Source organism: Streptomyces sp. 7N604 (assembly GCF_052245475.1).
Lineage (GTDB): Bacteria > Actinomycetota > Actinomycetes > Streptomycetales > Streptomycetaceae > Streptomyces.
Window position 1 is genome coordinate 123629 of sequence record NZ_JBQQBX010000021.1, and the last position, 15551, is coordinate 139179.

Here is a 15551-nt window from a genome sequence, read left to right on the forward strand (position 1 = left end):
GCCGGTTCTCCACATGGCCCAGTTGACCTCAAGCAAGCTTGAGGTTGCAGGCTCGGAGCCATGACCGCCACATCAGACGACCTCGCGTACGGCTACGCCGATCTGCCCGGGCTCATGAGCGTGATGACCGGGGACGAGAAGCACGGCCCCGCCGCGACCTCGACGCTCGACGCGCTCTGGGTGCTCTACGACCGCGTGCTGCGGGTCTCCCCCGCCACCGCCGACGCGCCCGGCCGGGACAGGTTTCTGCTGTCCAAGGGGCACGGGCCGATGGCGTACTACGCCGTGCTGGTCGCCAAGGGCTTCTTCCCCGTGTCGCTGCTGCCGGGCTTCGGCTCGTACGACTCCCCCCTCGGGCACCACCCGGACCGGATGCTGATCCCAGGGGCCGAGATCGGCAGCGGGTCGCTCGGGCACGGGCTGCCGCTCGCCGTCGGTACGGCCCTCGGGCTGCGGGCGCAGGGCCTGACCGACGCCCGCGTGTGGGTGCTGATCGGGGACGCCGAGCTGGACGAGGGCAGTAACCACGAGGCCATCGCCTTCACGCCGGCCGCGGGCCTCGACCGGCTGCACACCCTCGTGATCGACAACTCCTCCGCCACCCACGGCTGGCCCGGCGGCATCGCCTCGCGCTTCGAGGCGGCGGGCTGGTCGGCCGCGACCGTTGACGGGCGCGATCACAAGGCGCTGTACCAGGCCTTCACCGCGCCCCATCCCGGGCGGCCGCACGCCGTCGTCGCCCGCGTCGAACCCAAGACCACCTGAGCCCGGCCCCAGGTTGGGCTCAGGCCCCGGCCCCCGGCCGCGCCGGGCCGCGGCCACCAGCGGGCGGCCGCCGGCACCGGCCCCGCCAAGTCCCGGCCGACAGCGCAAGCCGACACCCCCGCCGAGAGGAACCCGCCATGGACACCATGCGTGAACGCTTCGCCGCCACCGCCTCCCAGCTCCTCGACGAGGACCCACGCGTCGCGGTCGTCCTCGCCGAGATCGGCAGGGACGGCTTCGCCGAGGCCGAGCGCAGGCACCCCGACCGCGTGATCAACGTCGGTATCCGGGAGCAGCTGCTGATCGGCGCGGGCGGCGGACTCGCGCTGACCGGGATGCGACCGGTCATGCACACGTTCGCCAGCTTCCTGGTCGAGCGTCCGTTTGAGCAGGTCAAGCTGGACTTCGGACATCAGGGCGCGGGCGGCGTGCTGGTCAGCGCGGGCGCGTCGTACGACTGGCCGGCCGGCGGCTACACCCACATGGCGCCCGGGGACGTGGCTCTCCTCGACACCCTCGACGGCTGGGCCGTCCACGTCCCCGGCCACCCCGACGAGGCGGAGCGGCTGCTGCGGCACGCGGTGGCCGCCGGGGACGACAAGGTGTACGTACGGCTCTCCGTACAGCAGAACGCGGAACCGCAGCCGGTCACCGGGGACGGCGGGTTCTTGACCGTACGGCGAGGGCGCTGCGGGGTGGTCGTCGCCGTGGGGCCCATGCTCGGCAACGTACTGGCGGCCGTCGAGGGCCTGGACGTGACCGTGCTGTACGCCGCCACCGTGCGGCCCTTCGACGCGGCCTCGCTGCGCGCCGCCGTCGGCGACCGGGCCGACGTCGTGCTCGTCGAGCCCTATCTCGCCGGCACCTCCACCGCCGCCGCGGTCGACGCACTCGCCGACACCCCGCACCGAATCCTCGGGCTCGGCACGGCGCGCGGCGAGCTGCGCCGGTACGGCACCATCGACGAGCACCTCGCCGCGCACGGGCTCGACCCGCGTGCGCTGCGCGAGCGCGTCACCGGCTTCCTCGGCCTCGGAAGCCCCGGAAGCCCCGGAAGCCCTGGGCGGCCTGGGATGCCTGGGAGGCATGGGAGGCATGTCAGGCCCGTTCGACCCGTCTGACCCGGCAGACCTTGCACGCCCGGCACGCCCGGTACGCCGGCAGCCGACCGGCTGACCGCTAACCGGCCGACGCCAGCTGGCTGGTCCCCTGGCCGCCGGGCCGGGCACGACCGCACGCCGACCACACGCTCTCAGCCCGTCGTCGCCTCCTCCCCCTCCCCCTCGTACTCCTCCGCCAGCCTGCGCGGCGCCGTCAAGCGCCAGGCGTCCAGCAGGATGGCCTCCAGCTCGTTCCCGTCGTCCAGAGCGGCGAGCCGCACCCGCAGCCACGCGAAGTTGTCGTCGTGTCCGGGCCGCAGAAAGAACTTCCCCGGCTCGGCCGCGATCAGCTCCTCCCGGTCCTCGATCGGACACTTCACGCCTATCGAGTCGTCGTCGTCGGCCAGCGAGGCGAAGATCTTCCCCTTCACGCGGAAGGTCGGCATGCCCCAGGCGAGCTTCTCCTCCGTCTCCGGCAGCGCGAGCGCGATCCTGCGGACGTCCTCGGCCGTGGTCCCCATCCCCTTGCCCCTCCGTTCTCCCACTCTCCCCGGCAACCGGCTCCCGGCTCCCGGCTCCCGGCTCCCGGCTCCCGGCAGCACCGTCATCCCCGGAACCCCCGGTTCTCCGGGCGCGCCCGGTCTGCCGGTGCTGACCGTCCCCGGCTGTCACCCACTGTCACCGACCGTAGCGCCCGCCACTGACAGCGGCCCCGGCCCGGCCCCGAACTCCGCTGACTCGGACGCGTCAGACGTGCTTGTCCAGCCACTCCAGCAGGTCGTGCTGCACCTCGTCGCGGTTCGTCTCGTTGAGGATCTCGTGCCGCGCCCCCTCGTAGGCCCGCCAGCTCAGGTCCTCCGTGCCGAGGTAGCGGAAGTCCTCCAGCAGTTCGTACACCAGCGTCATCCGCTGGTTGCACGGGTCCTCGGTGCCGACCGCGATGTGGACCGGCAGCCGGGCCGGGATACGGGCGAGGTTGCGCGGGTCGTTGATCTTGCGGACGGCCCGGACCCAGTCAAGGGCGAGACCGGCGCTGAACGCGAACCCGCAGCGCTCGTCCGCGGCGTACGCGTCCACCTCGGCCTCGTCGCGGGACAGCCACTCGAAGCCGGTCCTGTGGGGGTAGGGGTCGTTGAAGGAGGCGAAGAGGTCGGGGATGAAGGAGGAGAGCGCGGCGCGGCCGCGCTCCGCGATCTCCTGCTCCAGGTCCGCGATCCCGCTTTCGGTCTCCGCGCCGGGCAGCGAGCGGAAGGTGCCCGAGAGGATCAGCCCCGCGAGCTCGCTCCCGTACTCCTGCGCGCAGTCCCGGGCGAGCATCGAGCCCAGGCTGTGGCCGAGCAGGACCAAGGGCGCCCCGGGGTGCTCGGCGCGGACCCGGTCGCCGATGGCCTTGATGTCGGCGACGATCGCCCGCCACCCGTCGTCGCCCGCGACGCCGTAGCCGCCGGTGGAGACGGCGGTCGCGCCGTGGCCACGGTGGTCGGAGGCCACCACCGCGTAGCCGTGCCCGGCGAGGAAGCGGGCGAACCGGTCGTAGCGCAGGCCGTGTTCCGCGGCGCCGTGTGCGATCTGGACCAGCGCGCGGGGGCGGACGCCGCTCGCGGGCAGCCAGGTGTACGTGGCCACGCGCGCGTGGTCGGCGGCCTCGAGGTGGTCGGTACGGTACGTGAAGCCGGCACCGCCACCCGTGCCGGTTCGGGCACCCTTGCCCGCTCCCGTACCCGTGCCCGTGCCGGCACCCCTGCCCGCTCCCGTACCCGTCCCCGCCCCGGCACCCCTGCCGGCTCCCGCGCCGTTGCCGGCCATGCCGTGCGTCGTCTGCGTCATGCGGCTCGCCTCCTGAATCACTGTCAGGGATGCTGTGGTATCCGTCCCGGGACCACCCTCCCCCGCCCGCACGTCCCTCATGCCAGGGCCCCTGGAGGGGTGAGCCGTGAAAATGACCCACGACGCGCAGGTCACCTGGACCTCGCATCTGTGCATTCGTATCGGCCCATGACGGATAACTCGCCGCACATGAAAGCACGTTGACAGCCTCGGTACGTGGTTCTGCGGCGGGACGGAGTGCTGGAAGTCCGAGACAATGATGGTGGCCGGCCAGATCGCCCTTAGCTGACCGCGGCGGCCGCGTCGATGGGCACCGCCGTACTCGACTCCGCCCGGAACCAGGCCGCCGACAGCATCGTGACCCGCGGGCGCGCCTTCCTGACACAAGCCCAGCGCCAAATCCGCAATTCAGTAAACGCTTTCCCAGAGCGCCTAAGAACGGCGGGACGGGGTGCGGGAATGAGCGCTGGCGGGTTTGGGGATCTGGCTGCCCGAGCCGTAGAAGGCGCGGCTGAGTTTCGCGCGCAACTTCTGCGAGCGCTTGATCTTGCGCCGTACGCCGTTCTCGTCGACCTCCCCGACCTCCGGGCCGAGCTCGAGCGGCTCGTACTGGTGGTGCTGGGTGAGCGCGTGCAGCTGCTCCTGCGAGAGCGGCTCGTGCACCTCGATGAACTCTCCGTGCGGCAGCCGCTTGATGATGCCGCTCTCCCGCCCGTGCAGCACCTTGTCCCGGTCCCGCCGCTGCAGCCCCAGGCAGATCCGCTTGGTCACGACGAACGCGATGACCGGGCCAGCGAAGAAGGCGATCGCGGCTTACGGAACGCACCGGTGAGAACACCCGCATCATGTGCACGAATACGACCAAATGGCGGGCGCCCTGGACAAGTTGCGCACCGATCGCTCGGGCTAGGCACTGCGCCGCTGGCGCCTGACGGCCGGGCCGTCGCGGGGTTGCGCTCGCGCGTCGAGTGCATCACGGGCGGGCGGATCACGTGACCCGGGACCCTGCCGTGCCGCGTCGCGCCCGCACCCTGCCGCGCCGCGCCGCGCTCGCGCCGCGCCCGCGCGAAATCCTACAACTCGGTACGCGAGTCCATTTTCCGGAGCAAGCCCTTGCGGCAGGCTTGGCAAAGACCCACGCCAAGGGCCGCCATCGAGGAGAAGCATGAGCAACCCGCAGGACGTCCTCGCCGAACGCGATCTCCCGTACTACGAGGACGTCTCCCCTGCCCAGGGCACCCTCCCGCCCCGCGCCTGGTTTGCGTCCTCCGATGCCGCCCGGCTGTGTCTGAACGGCATCTGGCGCTTCCGGCTCTCGCCGACCGCGACCGCCGCGGACGACTCCTTCGCACACCGCGATTTCGACGCCTCCGGATGGGACGAACTGCCCGTCCCCGCTCACTGGGTGCTGCACGGGCACGGCTCCCCCGCGTACACCAACACGCCGTACCCCTTCCCGGTCGACCCGCCGCACCTGCCCACCGAGAATCCGACCGGCGACCACCACTTCACCTTCGACCTGCCGCCCGGCTGGGGCGGCGGCGAGACCGGCCAGGCCGCCGTGCTGCGCTTCGACGGCGTCGAGTCCTGTGCCCGCGTGTGGCTCAACGGGCAGGAGCTGGGCACCTTCAAGGGCAGTCGGCTGCCGCACGAGTTCGAGGTCGGCGGGCTGCTGCGGCCGCGCGGCAACCTGCTGGCTGTACGGGTCCACCAGTGGTCGTCCGGCAGTTATCTGGAGGACCAGGACCAGTGGTGGCTGCCCGGCATCTTCCGGGACGTGACGCTGCTGCACCGCCCCGAGGGCGCGGTGCGCGACTTCTTCGTCCACGCCTCGTACGACCACGCCGACGGCACCGGCACCCTGCGCGTGGAGGCGGAGCCCGGAGGCCGCGTCACCGTGCCCGAGCTGGGGCTCGACCTCGCGACCGGCGAGTCGGCGACCGTGCCCGTCGAGCCGTGGAGCGCCGAGATCCCGCGGCTGTACGACGCCGTGCTGGAGACGGACGGCGAGCGCGTCCCGTTGCGCATCGGGTTCCGTACGGTCGCGGTCCAGGACGGCGTGCTCAAGGTCAACGGCCGCCGCATCCTCTTCCGGGGCGTCAACCGGCACGAGTTCCACCCCGAGCACGGGCGAGCCGTCGACCTCGAGACGATGCGCCGCGACCTGCTGCTCATGAAGCAGCACAACATCAACGCCGTGCGCACCAGCCACTATCCGCCGCACCCGGCCTTCCTCGACCTGTGCGACGAGCTGGGCCTGTGGGTGATCGACGAGTGCGACCTGGAGACGCACGGCTTCCACGCGGTGGGCTGGCGCGGCAACCCGGTGGACGACGAGCGCTGGACCCCGGCGCTGCTCGACCGGGCGGCCCGGATGGTCGAGCGCGACAAGAACCACCCGTCCGTCGTGCTGTGGTCGCTGGGCAACGAGTGCGGGACAGGTCGCGGTCTGACCGCCATGGCCCGGTGGATCCGGGAGCGTGACCCGGCGCGGCCCCTCCACTACGAGGGCGACCTGTCCTGCGCGGACGTGGACGTCTACTCCCGGATGTACGCCGACCACGCCGAGGTCGAGCAGATCGGCCGGCGCGCCGAAGCCCCTTGGGCCGACGGCGCGTTGGATGCGCGGCGGCGCGCCATGCCGTTCATCCTGTGCGAGTACGCGCACGCGATGGGCAACGGTCCCGGCGGCCTCTCCGAGTACCAGCGGCTGTTCGAGACGTACGAGCGCTGCCAGGGCGGGTTCGTGTGGGAGTGGATCGACCACGGCATCGCCCGCCACACGGGCGACGGGGAGCCCTGGTACGCGTACGGCGGGGATTTCGGCGAGGAGTTGCACGACGGGAACTTCGTGTGCGACGGGCTGCTGTTCCCCGATCGCACCCCCTCCCCAGGGCTGACCGAGTACAAGAAGGTGATCGAGCCCGTCCGGATCGGCGGGGACGGCAGGGCGGGCACGGTGCGGATCGCCAACGGGTACGACTTCGCCGACCTGTCGGGCCTGTCGTTCCACTGGTCGTACGAGGTCGAGGGCCTGGCGGTCGGGCACGGGGAGCTGGCCGTACCGCCGCTCGGGCCCGGCGAGTCGACGGAGCTGAAGCTGCCGGAGCCGCCCGCTCCGGAGCGTCCGGGCGAGGCGCTCTGGACCGTGCGGGCCGTGCTCGCGAGCGACACCGACTGGGCGGGGGCCGGGCACGAGATCGCGTGGGCTCAGCTCCCGGCCGTACCGCACCCGCCGCTGACGTCCTCCGGCGCGCCGGCTTTGCTGCGGCAGGGCGAGGGCAACCTGTTCGTGCTCGGCCACGGCGCCTTCGACACGGCCACCGGCGAGCTCCGCTACCTGGACGGGTTCGAGATCGTGCCGCCCCGGCTGGACGTGTGGCGGGCCCCGACGGACAACGACGAGGGCGCGGAGTGGCAGCCGGACGCCCGCCACGGCACGATCTGGCGCCGGCTCGGCCTGCACCGGATGCGGCACCGGGTGGTCTCGGTACGGGAGGGGGAGGCCGAGCTGGTGGTCCGTACGCGGGTGGCCCCGGCCGCGACCGACCTGGGCCTGGACACGGCCTTCCGGTGGACCGCGGACGGGACGGCGCTGCGGCTCGACGTCTCGGTGGTGCCGGAGGGCGACTGGCCGTGCCCGTTGCCGCGGCTCGGCGTACGGCTGGGGGTGTGCACCAGCCTCGGACTCGCGGAGTGGTACGGCGGCGGGCCGGGCGAGGCGTACCCGGACACGCGCGCGGCCTCCCGGATCGGCCGCTGGACACTGCCGGTTGACGCGCTGCAGACCCCGTACGTGCGACCGCAGGAGAACGGCGCGCGGGCGGATGTGCGGTGGGTGGAGCTGCGCCGCGAGGACGGCATGGGGCTGCGGGTGGAGGGCGCGCCGGCCTTCTGGTTCACGGCCAGGCGCTGGACGAGCGAGGACCTGGACGCGGCCGCGCACACGACGGACTTGCGGCCGGGCGGCGCGGTGTGGGTGAACCTGGACCACGGGCTGCACGGCATCGGTAGCCAGTCCTGTGGGCCCGGGGTGCTCCCCCGGCACCGTCTCACTGCGGCGCCGGCCGACTTCTCGCTCACCTTCCGCACGGTGGAGCCAGACGCCGGCAGTCGCCCGTAGCGGCTGTGGCGGAGACCGGCGGTGTCGAATCGACCACAACCCTCGCGGTCGCAGGTGACAGAGCGTTCACTATCGCCGGGGTCCGCCCGCGGCGGGGAACCCGTACGGGCCTACGCGGTCGCCGAACCGGCGCTGGTGCTCGTCGTGCCGTCCTTCGCGGCGGCGTCGGCGGCGCCCACGTCCGTAGCGGGCACGGTGTCCGGGGGCCGACCGGCCGCCCCCAACTCCGCGGCGACCGCACGCCACCACGCGTCGACGGCCTGCTCGTCGGCGGGCCGCACATCCGCGGGCTCGAACGGTACGCCCGGCCGCGGCACGGCGACCTTCGCCCTGGTCTCCCGCGCCGCCGCGACCGTCCGCTCGGCCGGCTCCGCCCACGGGTGCGGAGCGAGATTGAACGTGCCCCAGTGGATCGGCAGCAGCACCCCGGCCGGGCTCCCGCCCGACAGGTCGGCGTGCGTCAGGAGCCCCTCCTCCGGCGTCATATGGATCTCCGGCCAGAACTCGCTGTACGCACCGATCTGGATCATCGTCACGTCGAACGGCCCGTACTGCGCGCCGATTTCCCGGAAGCCGGGGAAATAGCCGGTGTCCCCGCTGTGGAAGATCCGGTGCTCGGGTCCTGCCACGACCCAGGAGGCCCACAGCGTACGCAACCCGCCGCGCAGCCCCCGCCCGCAGAAGTGCCGGGCAGGCGTCGCGGTCAGGGTCAGCGACCCGACCCGGGACGATTCGTTCCAGTCCAGCTCGATGATCTGCTTCTCCGCGACGCCCCAGTGCTCCAGGTCGGCGCCGACGCCCAGGGGCACGGCGAACAGCGTGCCCGTACGGGCCAGAGCGCGGATCGAGGGCATGTCGAGGTGGTCGTAGTGGTCGTGGGAGATGACGACGACGTCGACCGGGTCGAGTTCCGCCAGCGGCACCGGCACGGGGTGCAGCCGCCGCGGCCCGACGAAGGTGAAGGGCGAACAGCGCTCACCCCAGACCGGGTCGAACAGCACCCGGTGCCCGTCGATCTCCGCGAGCACGCTGGAGTGCCCCATCCAGGTCAGTCGCAGGCCGGAGGCGGGCGGCTCGCCCCAGTCGGCGGCGGTGGGCCGGTGCACCGGCACGGGACGGGCGGGTGCCCTGCGGGCCCGGTCGGCACGGCTCAGCTGAGTGCGCAGCATGGGCAGGGTGGCGCCGGGGACCATGGTGCGGGTGGGGACGGGGTTCCGGAACTGCCCGTCGCGGTAATTGGGTGACCGCCGGACCCGCTCCAGCCGCTCTCCGGCCGGGTCCGCGCCGAAGGATGCGGGACGCAGGCCCACCAGGGGGGAGCGACGGGGGCTGGATCCGGACACGAGACCTCCAGGACGAGGACGGCGTGGACTACGCCCCGTGCGCGGGCGCACTCCGGTCGTTCCATTATGTGCGCCGACATGCGATCTCGCCGGGTCGTCCCAGTATCTGCCCTGGTCACGGACGGTGAGAGGGGTCACCTCCGCGCGGGGTCGCCGCCCGCAGGGATCGCCCCCCAGCGGAATCCGGCAGCGTGAGCGCATGCTCATCGTGATCGCCTACGGGCGGGCGGGCTGTGGGCGGGCGGGCTGTGGGACAGGTGCGACAGGCGTTGGAGGGCGGGGAAGCGCGGGGCGGCGAAGCCGAGGGAGTGGTAGAGGCTCAGGCCGTCGGGGGGTGGCGTTCAGATTGATGACGCCGACGTCGGTCTCGTCCCGGTACCAGGCGAGGAGCACGTCCAGGCAGGCCCTGGCGTATCCGAGCCGGCGGCGGCGCGGATCCGTGCTGATGTTGAAGACATGGCCGTGCAGGCCGCTGAGGTTGGCTGGCCCGGGCGCGTGGCGGTCGCAGGTGCCGACCGCGCTGCTGACCACGCCGAGTTCCGGCTCGTCCGCGACGAAGGCGGCGAAGTCCCCCTTCTCGTGGAGCCGTTGTACGAACCACTCCTCGGCTGCGCGGCGCCAGGATGCGTCCTGACCGCCGACATCCACCCCCATGTCGTGGAGCATCTGCGCCCGCAGGCGGACCAGGGCGGGGGCGTCGCCCGCGCCCGCGCGGCGAATTGAGGCTCCGGATGCGGATGCGGAAGCGGATGTGGATGTGGATGTGGATGTGGATCCGGCTTCGGATGTGGATCCGGCTTCGGATCCGGCTTCAGGCGGCCTCGCGGCGTTGGTCGTCATGCAGCGCCCTGCCCCGAGGAAGCGGGCTCGAAGAAGAGCTGGAGGTGGTCCTCCACCGGACGGTAGCCGATGCGCTGGTAAAGGGCGTTGCTCGTGGGGTTCGCGAGGTCCGTGAAGAGGAGGACCTCCTCGGCGCCGGAGTCCAGGGCCGCGCCGCTGACGGCGGCCGTCGCGGCGCCCGCGTAGCCGCGGCCGCGCAGCGGCTGCGGTGTGTATACGGGTGCGACGCGCGCCATGCCCGCGATCGTGCGCGTGACACCGGCGAAGGAGACGATAGCTCCGTCGACCTCCCAGAGCGTGAGCCCGCCGTAGCGGAGCCGGTCGTCGACACTCCCGGCATGGTCGCCTCCGTGGGCGGAGGTCTCCCGGTCGAACGACTCGTACCACTCGATGAGCAGTTCGCGGTCGGCGGGCCCGGCCACGCGGGCGCGGCCCGGTGGCGCGGGCCGGGGCCAGGTGAGCTCACCGAGGCGATAGAGCCGGTTGGTCTCGCCGTGCCGCGCCGTCGCGCCCGTCCGGCGCTGCCAGCCCGCCGCGAACGCCTCGGCGGCCGCGCGACCGCCGTTGACCCCGCCGGTCGGCCGTTCCCTCTCGACGAGTACGCCCGCCAGGTCGTCCGCCGCCTCGCCCGGCATCTGCGACAGCAGGACGGGGTACGGCGGGGTGCGCAGGAAGGCGCCCGCGGTTCTGCCGTCGGGCGCGCGCCACCAGCCGTATTCGGGCGGGGCGGCGCCGAACACCCGCGTGCTGGCCCGCAGCGATGCGGTGACCGTCAGCAGGACGGTGTGCTGCGCGGGCCGCGCTCGCAGGAAGCCGCCCGCGGCGGCCAGGAACTCTTCGAGGTCATCCGTCGTGATCCACGCCATGCCACAGCTTCCCGCGCGGCCGGGGCGGGCCGCACGACATTTTCGGGTTGCCCGCATCGGCGGGCAGGGCGGGCTGGGGTGGGCTGGGTCAGCGCGGGCGGCGGGGGCGGCTCCGGTCAGGGCGGTCAGCGCGGGCGGCGCCGGGCGGCCCGCGTCAGCGCGGGAGACGGTGGCCCTCGCGGCTGACGCGGACGAACGGTTCGCTCACGTCACGGCTCGTCAGTGTCGCGTAGGCGCTGGGGCGTCGGAACGCGTTCCCCCAGGTTTCCCGGCGCCGGTAGTCCCGCAGTGCGTCGAGATCGAAGACCGCCGGATACACCCCCGGGCTCTCACCCGCCTCGACGACGAGCATGTCGCGGGAGCCCCCGTCGGCGTACGCGATGCCGTCGAAGGCGATGGAGTGCCCGAGGGCGGGCCCCGCGTAGTTGGCCATGGCCAGGCCCACCATGTTCTCGAAGGCACGCGCGCGGTACTGGGCGAGCCGGTTGATCTCCAGCTCGCAGGCGTTGGGGGTGAGGATGATCTCCGCCCCGGCGAGCATCAACGCGCGGGCGCTCTCCGGGAATTCACGGTCGTAGCAGATCATCGCGCCCACGGGGACCGCACCGGCCGCGGTGTCCAGCGTGCAGACGTCGAAGGAGTCAGCTGGTGTCAGGGCGGCTTCGGGGAGGCCGAAGGCACAGGGGTGCACCTTGGCCTGGGTCAGCGCGATACGGCCGTGCCGGTCGATGAGGGAGACGGTGTTGCGGGGTGCCCCCTCCCACTGCTCGAGGTAGGTCAGGGCGATCGCCATGCCCAAGTCCGCGGCCAGCTCTCGGAAGTGGCCCACAAAGGCCGAGTCCCGGGTGATCGCCTCGCCGCGCCACGCCGCCGCGCCACGCCCAGCCTCCGCCTCGCCCCCGGGGCAGGCGTCGGCATCGGCACCGGCCCACAGCCCCGGATGCCGGTAGACGTTCTGCTCCCCCGGCTCGGGCGGGACGGCCGAGGCGTAGCCGTTGCTCCACATCTCGGGGAACAGGGCGATGTCCGCCCCAAGTGCCTTGGCCCGGCGGCAGGCGGCCTCCCCCGTGACGAGGTTCGCCCGGAGATCGTGCCCGGGCCGGGCGAGCTGGAGCAGGGCGATGGTCAACGTGCTCATGATGAGGGCTCCTCCGTTGCCTGATCTGGTGAGGCACTGCCGCCGTCAGGGCCGTTGACAGGCCCGGACGCGGGTCCCGATACTGATTCGCTATTCAGTTAACTGGCGCAGGAGGCACCATGTCCGTCCTCCCCACCGAGCTGTGCCCGCTCTCCCCCGAGCAGAGCGACATCGTCGAGCTGACCCGCGCCTTCGCCCGGGACGAGATACGGCCCCGGGCCCGTGCCGTCGACGAGGCCGACACCGCCACGCCGTGGGACCTGTGGCGGGCCGCGGCAGAGGTGGGCAACACCGGTTTCATGCTGCCGGTCGAACAGTGGATGCGGGACGCCAAGTTGGAGGAGATCGAGGAAGGCACCTCCGCCACCATGCGGCTGATCATCTCCCGGGGCCTGTGATGCGGCCGTCCACCTCGATGCGGTCATCCACCACGATGCGGCCGTCCACCTCGCGTTCCCGGAGGCTGACCGGCGGGGAGGCTGTCGTACGGGCGCTCGCCGCGCACGGCGCCGACCTCGCCTTCGGCATCCCGGGCACGCACAACCTCGAGATCTACCGGCACCTCGGCACATACGGGATCCGGCACATCGCGCCCCGCCACGAGCAGGGCGCCGGCTACGCAGCCGACGGATACGCCCGTACGACCGGCCGGCCCGGGATCGCCATCACCACCACCGGGCCCGCGCTGCTCAACATCGCGGCAGCCGTCGGACAGGCGTACTCCGACAGCGTGCCGCTGCTCGTCGTCTCGCCCGGCATGCCGCTGCGTCACCCCCGGCAGCCGGTCGGGCTGCTGCACGAAACCCGCAGCCAGAGCGAGGCGTTCGGCAGCATCGCCGCCTTCAGCCACCGCGTGTCGTCGGTCGACGAGATCGACGCGGCGGTGACCCGCGCGTTCACGCTCTTCCGCGGCGAACGTCCACGGCCGGTGCACATCGAGATCCCGCTCGACCTTCTGGAGACGGCCGAGGAGGTGGGCCCGGCGCGCCTCGCGCCTGCCGCGGCGCCCGCGCGGCCCGCGCCCGAGGCCGTACGCGCGGCAGCCGCGGCTCTCGGCGCGGCTCGCGGCCCGGCGATGGTGCTGGGCGGCGGAGCGCGCGGGGCCGCGGAGGAGTGCCTGGCGCTCGCGTTAGCCGAGCAGTTGGACGCGCCGGTGGTGACGACCGCCAACGGGAAGGGAGTCGTCCCCGAGTCCCATCCCCTCTCCGTCGGTGTCGCCCTGCACAGCCGCGCCGTACGCGACTGGCTCGCGGACTGCGACGTGGTTCTCGCGGTCGGCACGGAGCTGGCGGAGTCGGACGTGTGGTGCGACGACCTGGAGCTGCGCGGCACGCTGATCCGGGTCGACATCGACCCGGCGCAGATGTACGTGGGGCTGCCGGCGGGGATCGCCCTGGTCGGCGACGCGCGCACGGCCTTGGCGGACCTCCGGCACGCCGCATGGGCCCCCCGGGACGGCTCGGCCGGTGTGCCGGAAGGCCGCGAGGCGGCAGCCGCGCTGCGCGCGGCCCTGCTCGCTGAGACCGCAGAGCGCGACGCGCGCTGGCTCCCCTACCTCGCCGCCATCCGGTCCGTCCTCCCGCCGGAGGCGATCCTCACCTCCGACAGCGCGCAGTGCTGCTACTACGGCGCCCTCCCGCACCTACCCGTCGACCCGCCGGGCCGCTACCTCCACCCCACCGGCTTCGGCACGCTCGGCTACGCGCTCCCCGCGGCCATCGGCGCGAAGGCCGCCGCCCCGGAGCGGCAGGTGGTCGCGCTGAGCGGCGACGGCGGGCTGCAGTTCACCGTCCAGGAGCTGGCCACCGCCGCTCAGCTCCGACTCCCGCTGCCCGTCGTCGTGTTCGACAACGGCGGCTACGGCGAGATCCGGGACGAGATGGCCGCGCGGGGCGACACCCCGGACGCCGTGGACCTGGCGCAGGTGGACCTGAGCGCCCTCGCCCGCGCGTACGGCGGCCACGGCGTCCGCGTCTCGGCTCCCGACGAGCTCGCGCGCGCCCTCCGTACCGCCCTCGACACGCCCGGCCCCACCGTCATCACCGTGCCGGAAGAACCCGCCGTACACGACACGCCCGAGCTACCCGAAGCCCTCGAAGCACCCGGGCAGCCCGAGCAGCCCCAACAACCCGAAGAGCCCGACGAACCCATAGAGCCCAACGAGCCCATAGAGCGCAACGCACCCGAAGAACGCCGGGAACCCGAGGAGAGCGCCCCGTGACCACGCCGCCCCTGCTGTCCACCACCTGGACCGACCACGTCACCGGCCGCCAGGGCTTCCTCGTCGTCGAACGACTCGTGCGCGGCGTGTGCAGCGGCGGTCTGCGCATGCGAGCGGGCTGCACCCTGGAGGAGGTGGCCGGGCTCGCGCACGGCATGACCATGAAGGAGGCCCTGCACTACGACCCCGGCGCCCGGTACGTCCCGCTCGGCGGCGCCAAGGGCGGCATCGACTGCGACCCGCACGACCCGGAGGCGTACGGCGTCCTGGTCCGCTATCTCCGCGCGATGCGCCCGTACATCGAGCGGTTGTGGACCACGGGCGAGGACCTCGGCCTCACCCAGGACCGGGTCGACGAGGCGGCCGTCGAGGCGGGGCTCGTCTCCTCCGTCCAGGCCGTGTATCCCCTGCTGGACGACGAGCGGGCCGCACGCCGGCGGCTGGCCGACGCCTTCGCCGTCGAAGTGGACGGCATCGGCCTCGACGAGCTGGTCGGCGGCTGCGGGGTCGCCGAGTCGGTGCTCGCGGCCCTCGACCGGGCGGGCGTGCCGTACGAGGGGACGGGCGTCGCCGTGCAGGGCCTCGGCACGATGGGCGGGGCCACCGCGCGCTTCCTGGCCCGTGCGGGCCTGCGGGTCGTCGCCGTCGCCGACGTCAAGGGCACGATCGCGAACCCGGCAGGGCTCGACATCGAGGCGCTGCTCGCCGCCCGCGACCCCTTCGGCACGGTGGACCGCTCCGCCCTCCGCGCCGGAGCCGACACCGAACAGCCGGGGACGGCCTGGCTGGAGGCCGAAGCGGAGGTGCTGGTCCCGGCCGCGGTCTCGTACGCCATCGATGCCGCCAACCAGCACAGGATCAGGGCGCGTTGGGTGGTCGAGGCGGCCAACATGCCGGTCCTGCCGGAGGCCGAGGAGCTGCTTGCGGCGCGCGGGGTGACCGTCCTGCCGGACATCGTCGTCAACTCCGGTACGAACGCGTGGTGGTGGTGGACGCTCTTCGGTGACATCGGGCCCGACGCGGATGAGGCCTTCGGCCACGTCCGGCGGTCCATGCGCACTCTGATCGACCGGATGCTGGCGAAGGCCGAGGCCGAGGGCAGCACGCCCCGGGCGGCGGCCCATGCGATCGTCGCGGAACGGCTTCCGGTGATCGCGGAGCGTTTCGGGTGGTACGGGTGACGACGAGGGAGCGCGCAAACGTCCCGCCGCGGTGGAGGCCACGGCGTCCCCGCCGCACACGGTCGGGCTCATCGCCGGTGCGCGCACGCACAGTTAGTAGTGGACGACTGTGGCCCCCGCCTCGCGTGCGTGCCAAGGGGCCGTCAG

At 73.0% G+C, this 15551-nt stretch carries 12 protein-coding genes and 1 pseudogene; 6 read left to right on the forward strand and 7 right to left on the reverse strand.

The window, feature by feature from the left end; all coding sequences use genetic code 11:
• The first annotated feature begins 60 nt into the window (after positions 1–60).
• Together ACTWP8_RS23560 and ACTWP8_RS23565 are read left to right on the forward strand one after the other, a co-directional pair.
• Positions 61–765: a transketolase gene (locus tag ACTWP8_RS23560; RefSeq protein ID WP_443324120.1), complete on the forward strand. Its 705-nt coding sequence runs from the start codon at positions 61–63 to the stop codon at positions 763–765.
• 137 nt (positions 766–902) lie between these two features.
• Positions 903–1886, forward strand: coding sequence for a transketolase family protein (locus ACTWP8_RS23565; protein ID WP_443324121.1), 984 nt, complete (start codon positions 903–905; stop codon positions 1884–1886).
• Between the two features lie 131 nt (positions 1887–2017).
• Here ACTWP8_RS23565 and ACTWP8_RS23570 read toward each other — a convergent pair whose 3' ends face one another.
• From ACTWP8_RS23570 to ACTWP8_RS23580, 3 genes and pseudogenes are all read right to left on the reverse strand, one after another.
• Entirely contained in the window at positions 2018–2386 is a 369-nt protein-coding gene (locus ACTWP8_RS23570) for an MmcQ/YjbR family DNA-binding protein (RefSeq protein ID WP_443324122.1), read from the reverse strand.
• Positions 2387–2612: 226 nt separating this feature from the next.
• Positions 2613–3692 (reverse strand): alpha/beta fold hydrolase, encoded by a 1080-nt coding sequence (locus tag ACTWP8_RS23575; RefSeq protein ID WP_443324123.1) that lies wholly within the window; start codon positions 3690–3692, stop codon positions 2613–2615.
• Positions 3693–4124: 432 nt separating this feature from the next.
• Positions 4125–4499 (reverse strand): annotated as a pseudogene (locus tag ACTWP8_RS23580) (ubiquinol-cytochrome c reductase cytochrome b subunit); the annotation flags it as partial.
• 358 nt (positions 4500–4857) lie between these two features.
• On the opposite strand from ACTWP8_RS23580, the gene ACTWP8_RS23585 reads away from it, so the two are divergent.
• A complete protein-coding gene (locus tag ACTWP8_RS23585; RefSeq protein WP_443324124.1) occupies positions 4858–7815 on the forward strand; it encodes a glycoside hydrolase family 2 TIM barrel-domain containing protein in 2958 nt (985 codons plus the stop codon).
• A 110-nt stretch (positions 7816–7925) separates the two neighbouring features.
• Here the strand turns inward: ACTWP8_RS23585 and ACTWP8_RS23590 are convergent, their stop codons facing one another.
• From ACTWP8_RS23590 to ACTWP8_RS23605, 4 genes are all read right to left on the reverse strand, one after another.
• Positions 7926–9158 carry an MBL fold metallo-hydrolase gene (locus ACTWP8_RS23590; protein ID WP_443324125.1) on the reverse strand — a complete coding sequence of 411 codons (1233 nt, stop codon included), beginning with the start codon at positions 9156–9158 and terminating at the stop codon, positions 7926–7928.
• 216 nt (positions 9159–9374) lie between these two features.
• The gene (locus ACTWP8_RS23595) at positions 9375–9812 is read right to left on the reverse strand and encodes a GNAT family N-acetyltransferase (protein ID WP_443324126.1); all 438 of its coding nucleotides are present in this window, start codon (positions 9810–9812) and stop codon (positions 9375–9377) included.
• A gap of 182 nt (positions 9813–9994) precedes the next feature.
• On the reverse strand, positions 9995–10864 hold the full coding sequence (locus tag ACTWP8_RS23600) for a GNAT family N-acetyltransferase (RefSeq protein WP_443324127.1): 870 nt from the start codon (positions 10862–10864) through the stop codon (positions 9995–9997).
• Between the two features lie 154 nt (positions 10865–11018).
• Positions 11019–12002, reverse strand: a complete 984-nt coding sequence (locus ACTWP8_RS23605) for a carbon-nitrogen hydrolase family protein (RefSeq protein ID WP_443324128.1) — start codon at positions 12000–12002, stop codon at positions 11019–11021.
• 119 nt (positions 12003–12121) lie between these two features.
• Between ACTWP8_RS23605 and ACTWP8_RS23610 the strand changes: the two genes are divergently transcribed.
• From ACTWP8_RS23610 to ACTWP8_RS23620, 3 genes are read left to right on the forward strand one after another with little or no spacing between them, the layout of a single operon-like run.
• A complete protein-coding gene (locus ACTWP8_RS23610) occupies positions 12122–12400 on the forward strand; it encodes an acyl-CoA dehydrogenase family protein (protein ID WP_443324129.1) in 279 nt (92 codons plus the stop codon).
• A gap of 17 nt (positions 12401–12417) precedes the next feature.
• Positions 12418–14223: a 5-guanidino-2-oxopentanoate decarboxylase gene (locus ACTWP8_RS23615; RefSeq protein WP_443324130.1), complete on the forward strand. Its 1806-nt coding sequence runs from the start codon at positions 12418–12420 to the stop codon at positions 14221–14223.
• Positions 14220–15404: a Glu/Leu/Phe/Val dehydrogenase dimerization domain-containing protein gene (locus tag ACTWP8_RS23620; protein ID WP_443324131.1), complete on the forward strand. Its 1185-nt coding sequence runs from the start codon at positions 14220–14222 to the stop codon at positions 15402–15404. Before ACTWP8_RS23615 ends, ACTWP8_RS23620 begins: the two co-directional genes overlap by 4 nt.
• The last annotated feature ends 147 nt before the right edge of the window (positions 15405–15551 follow it).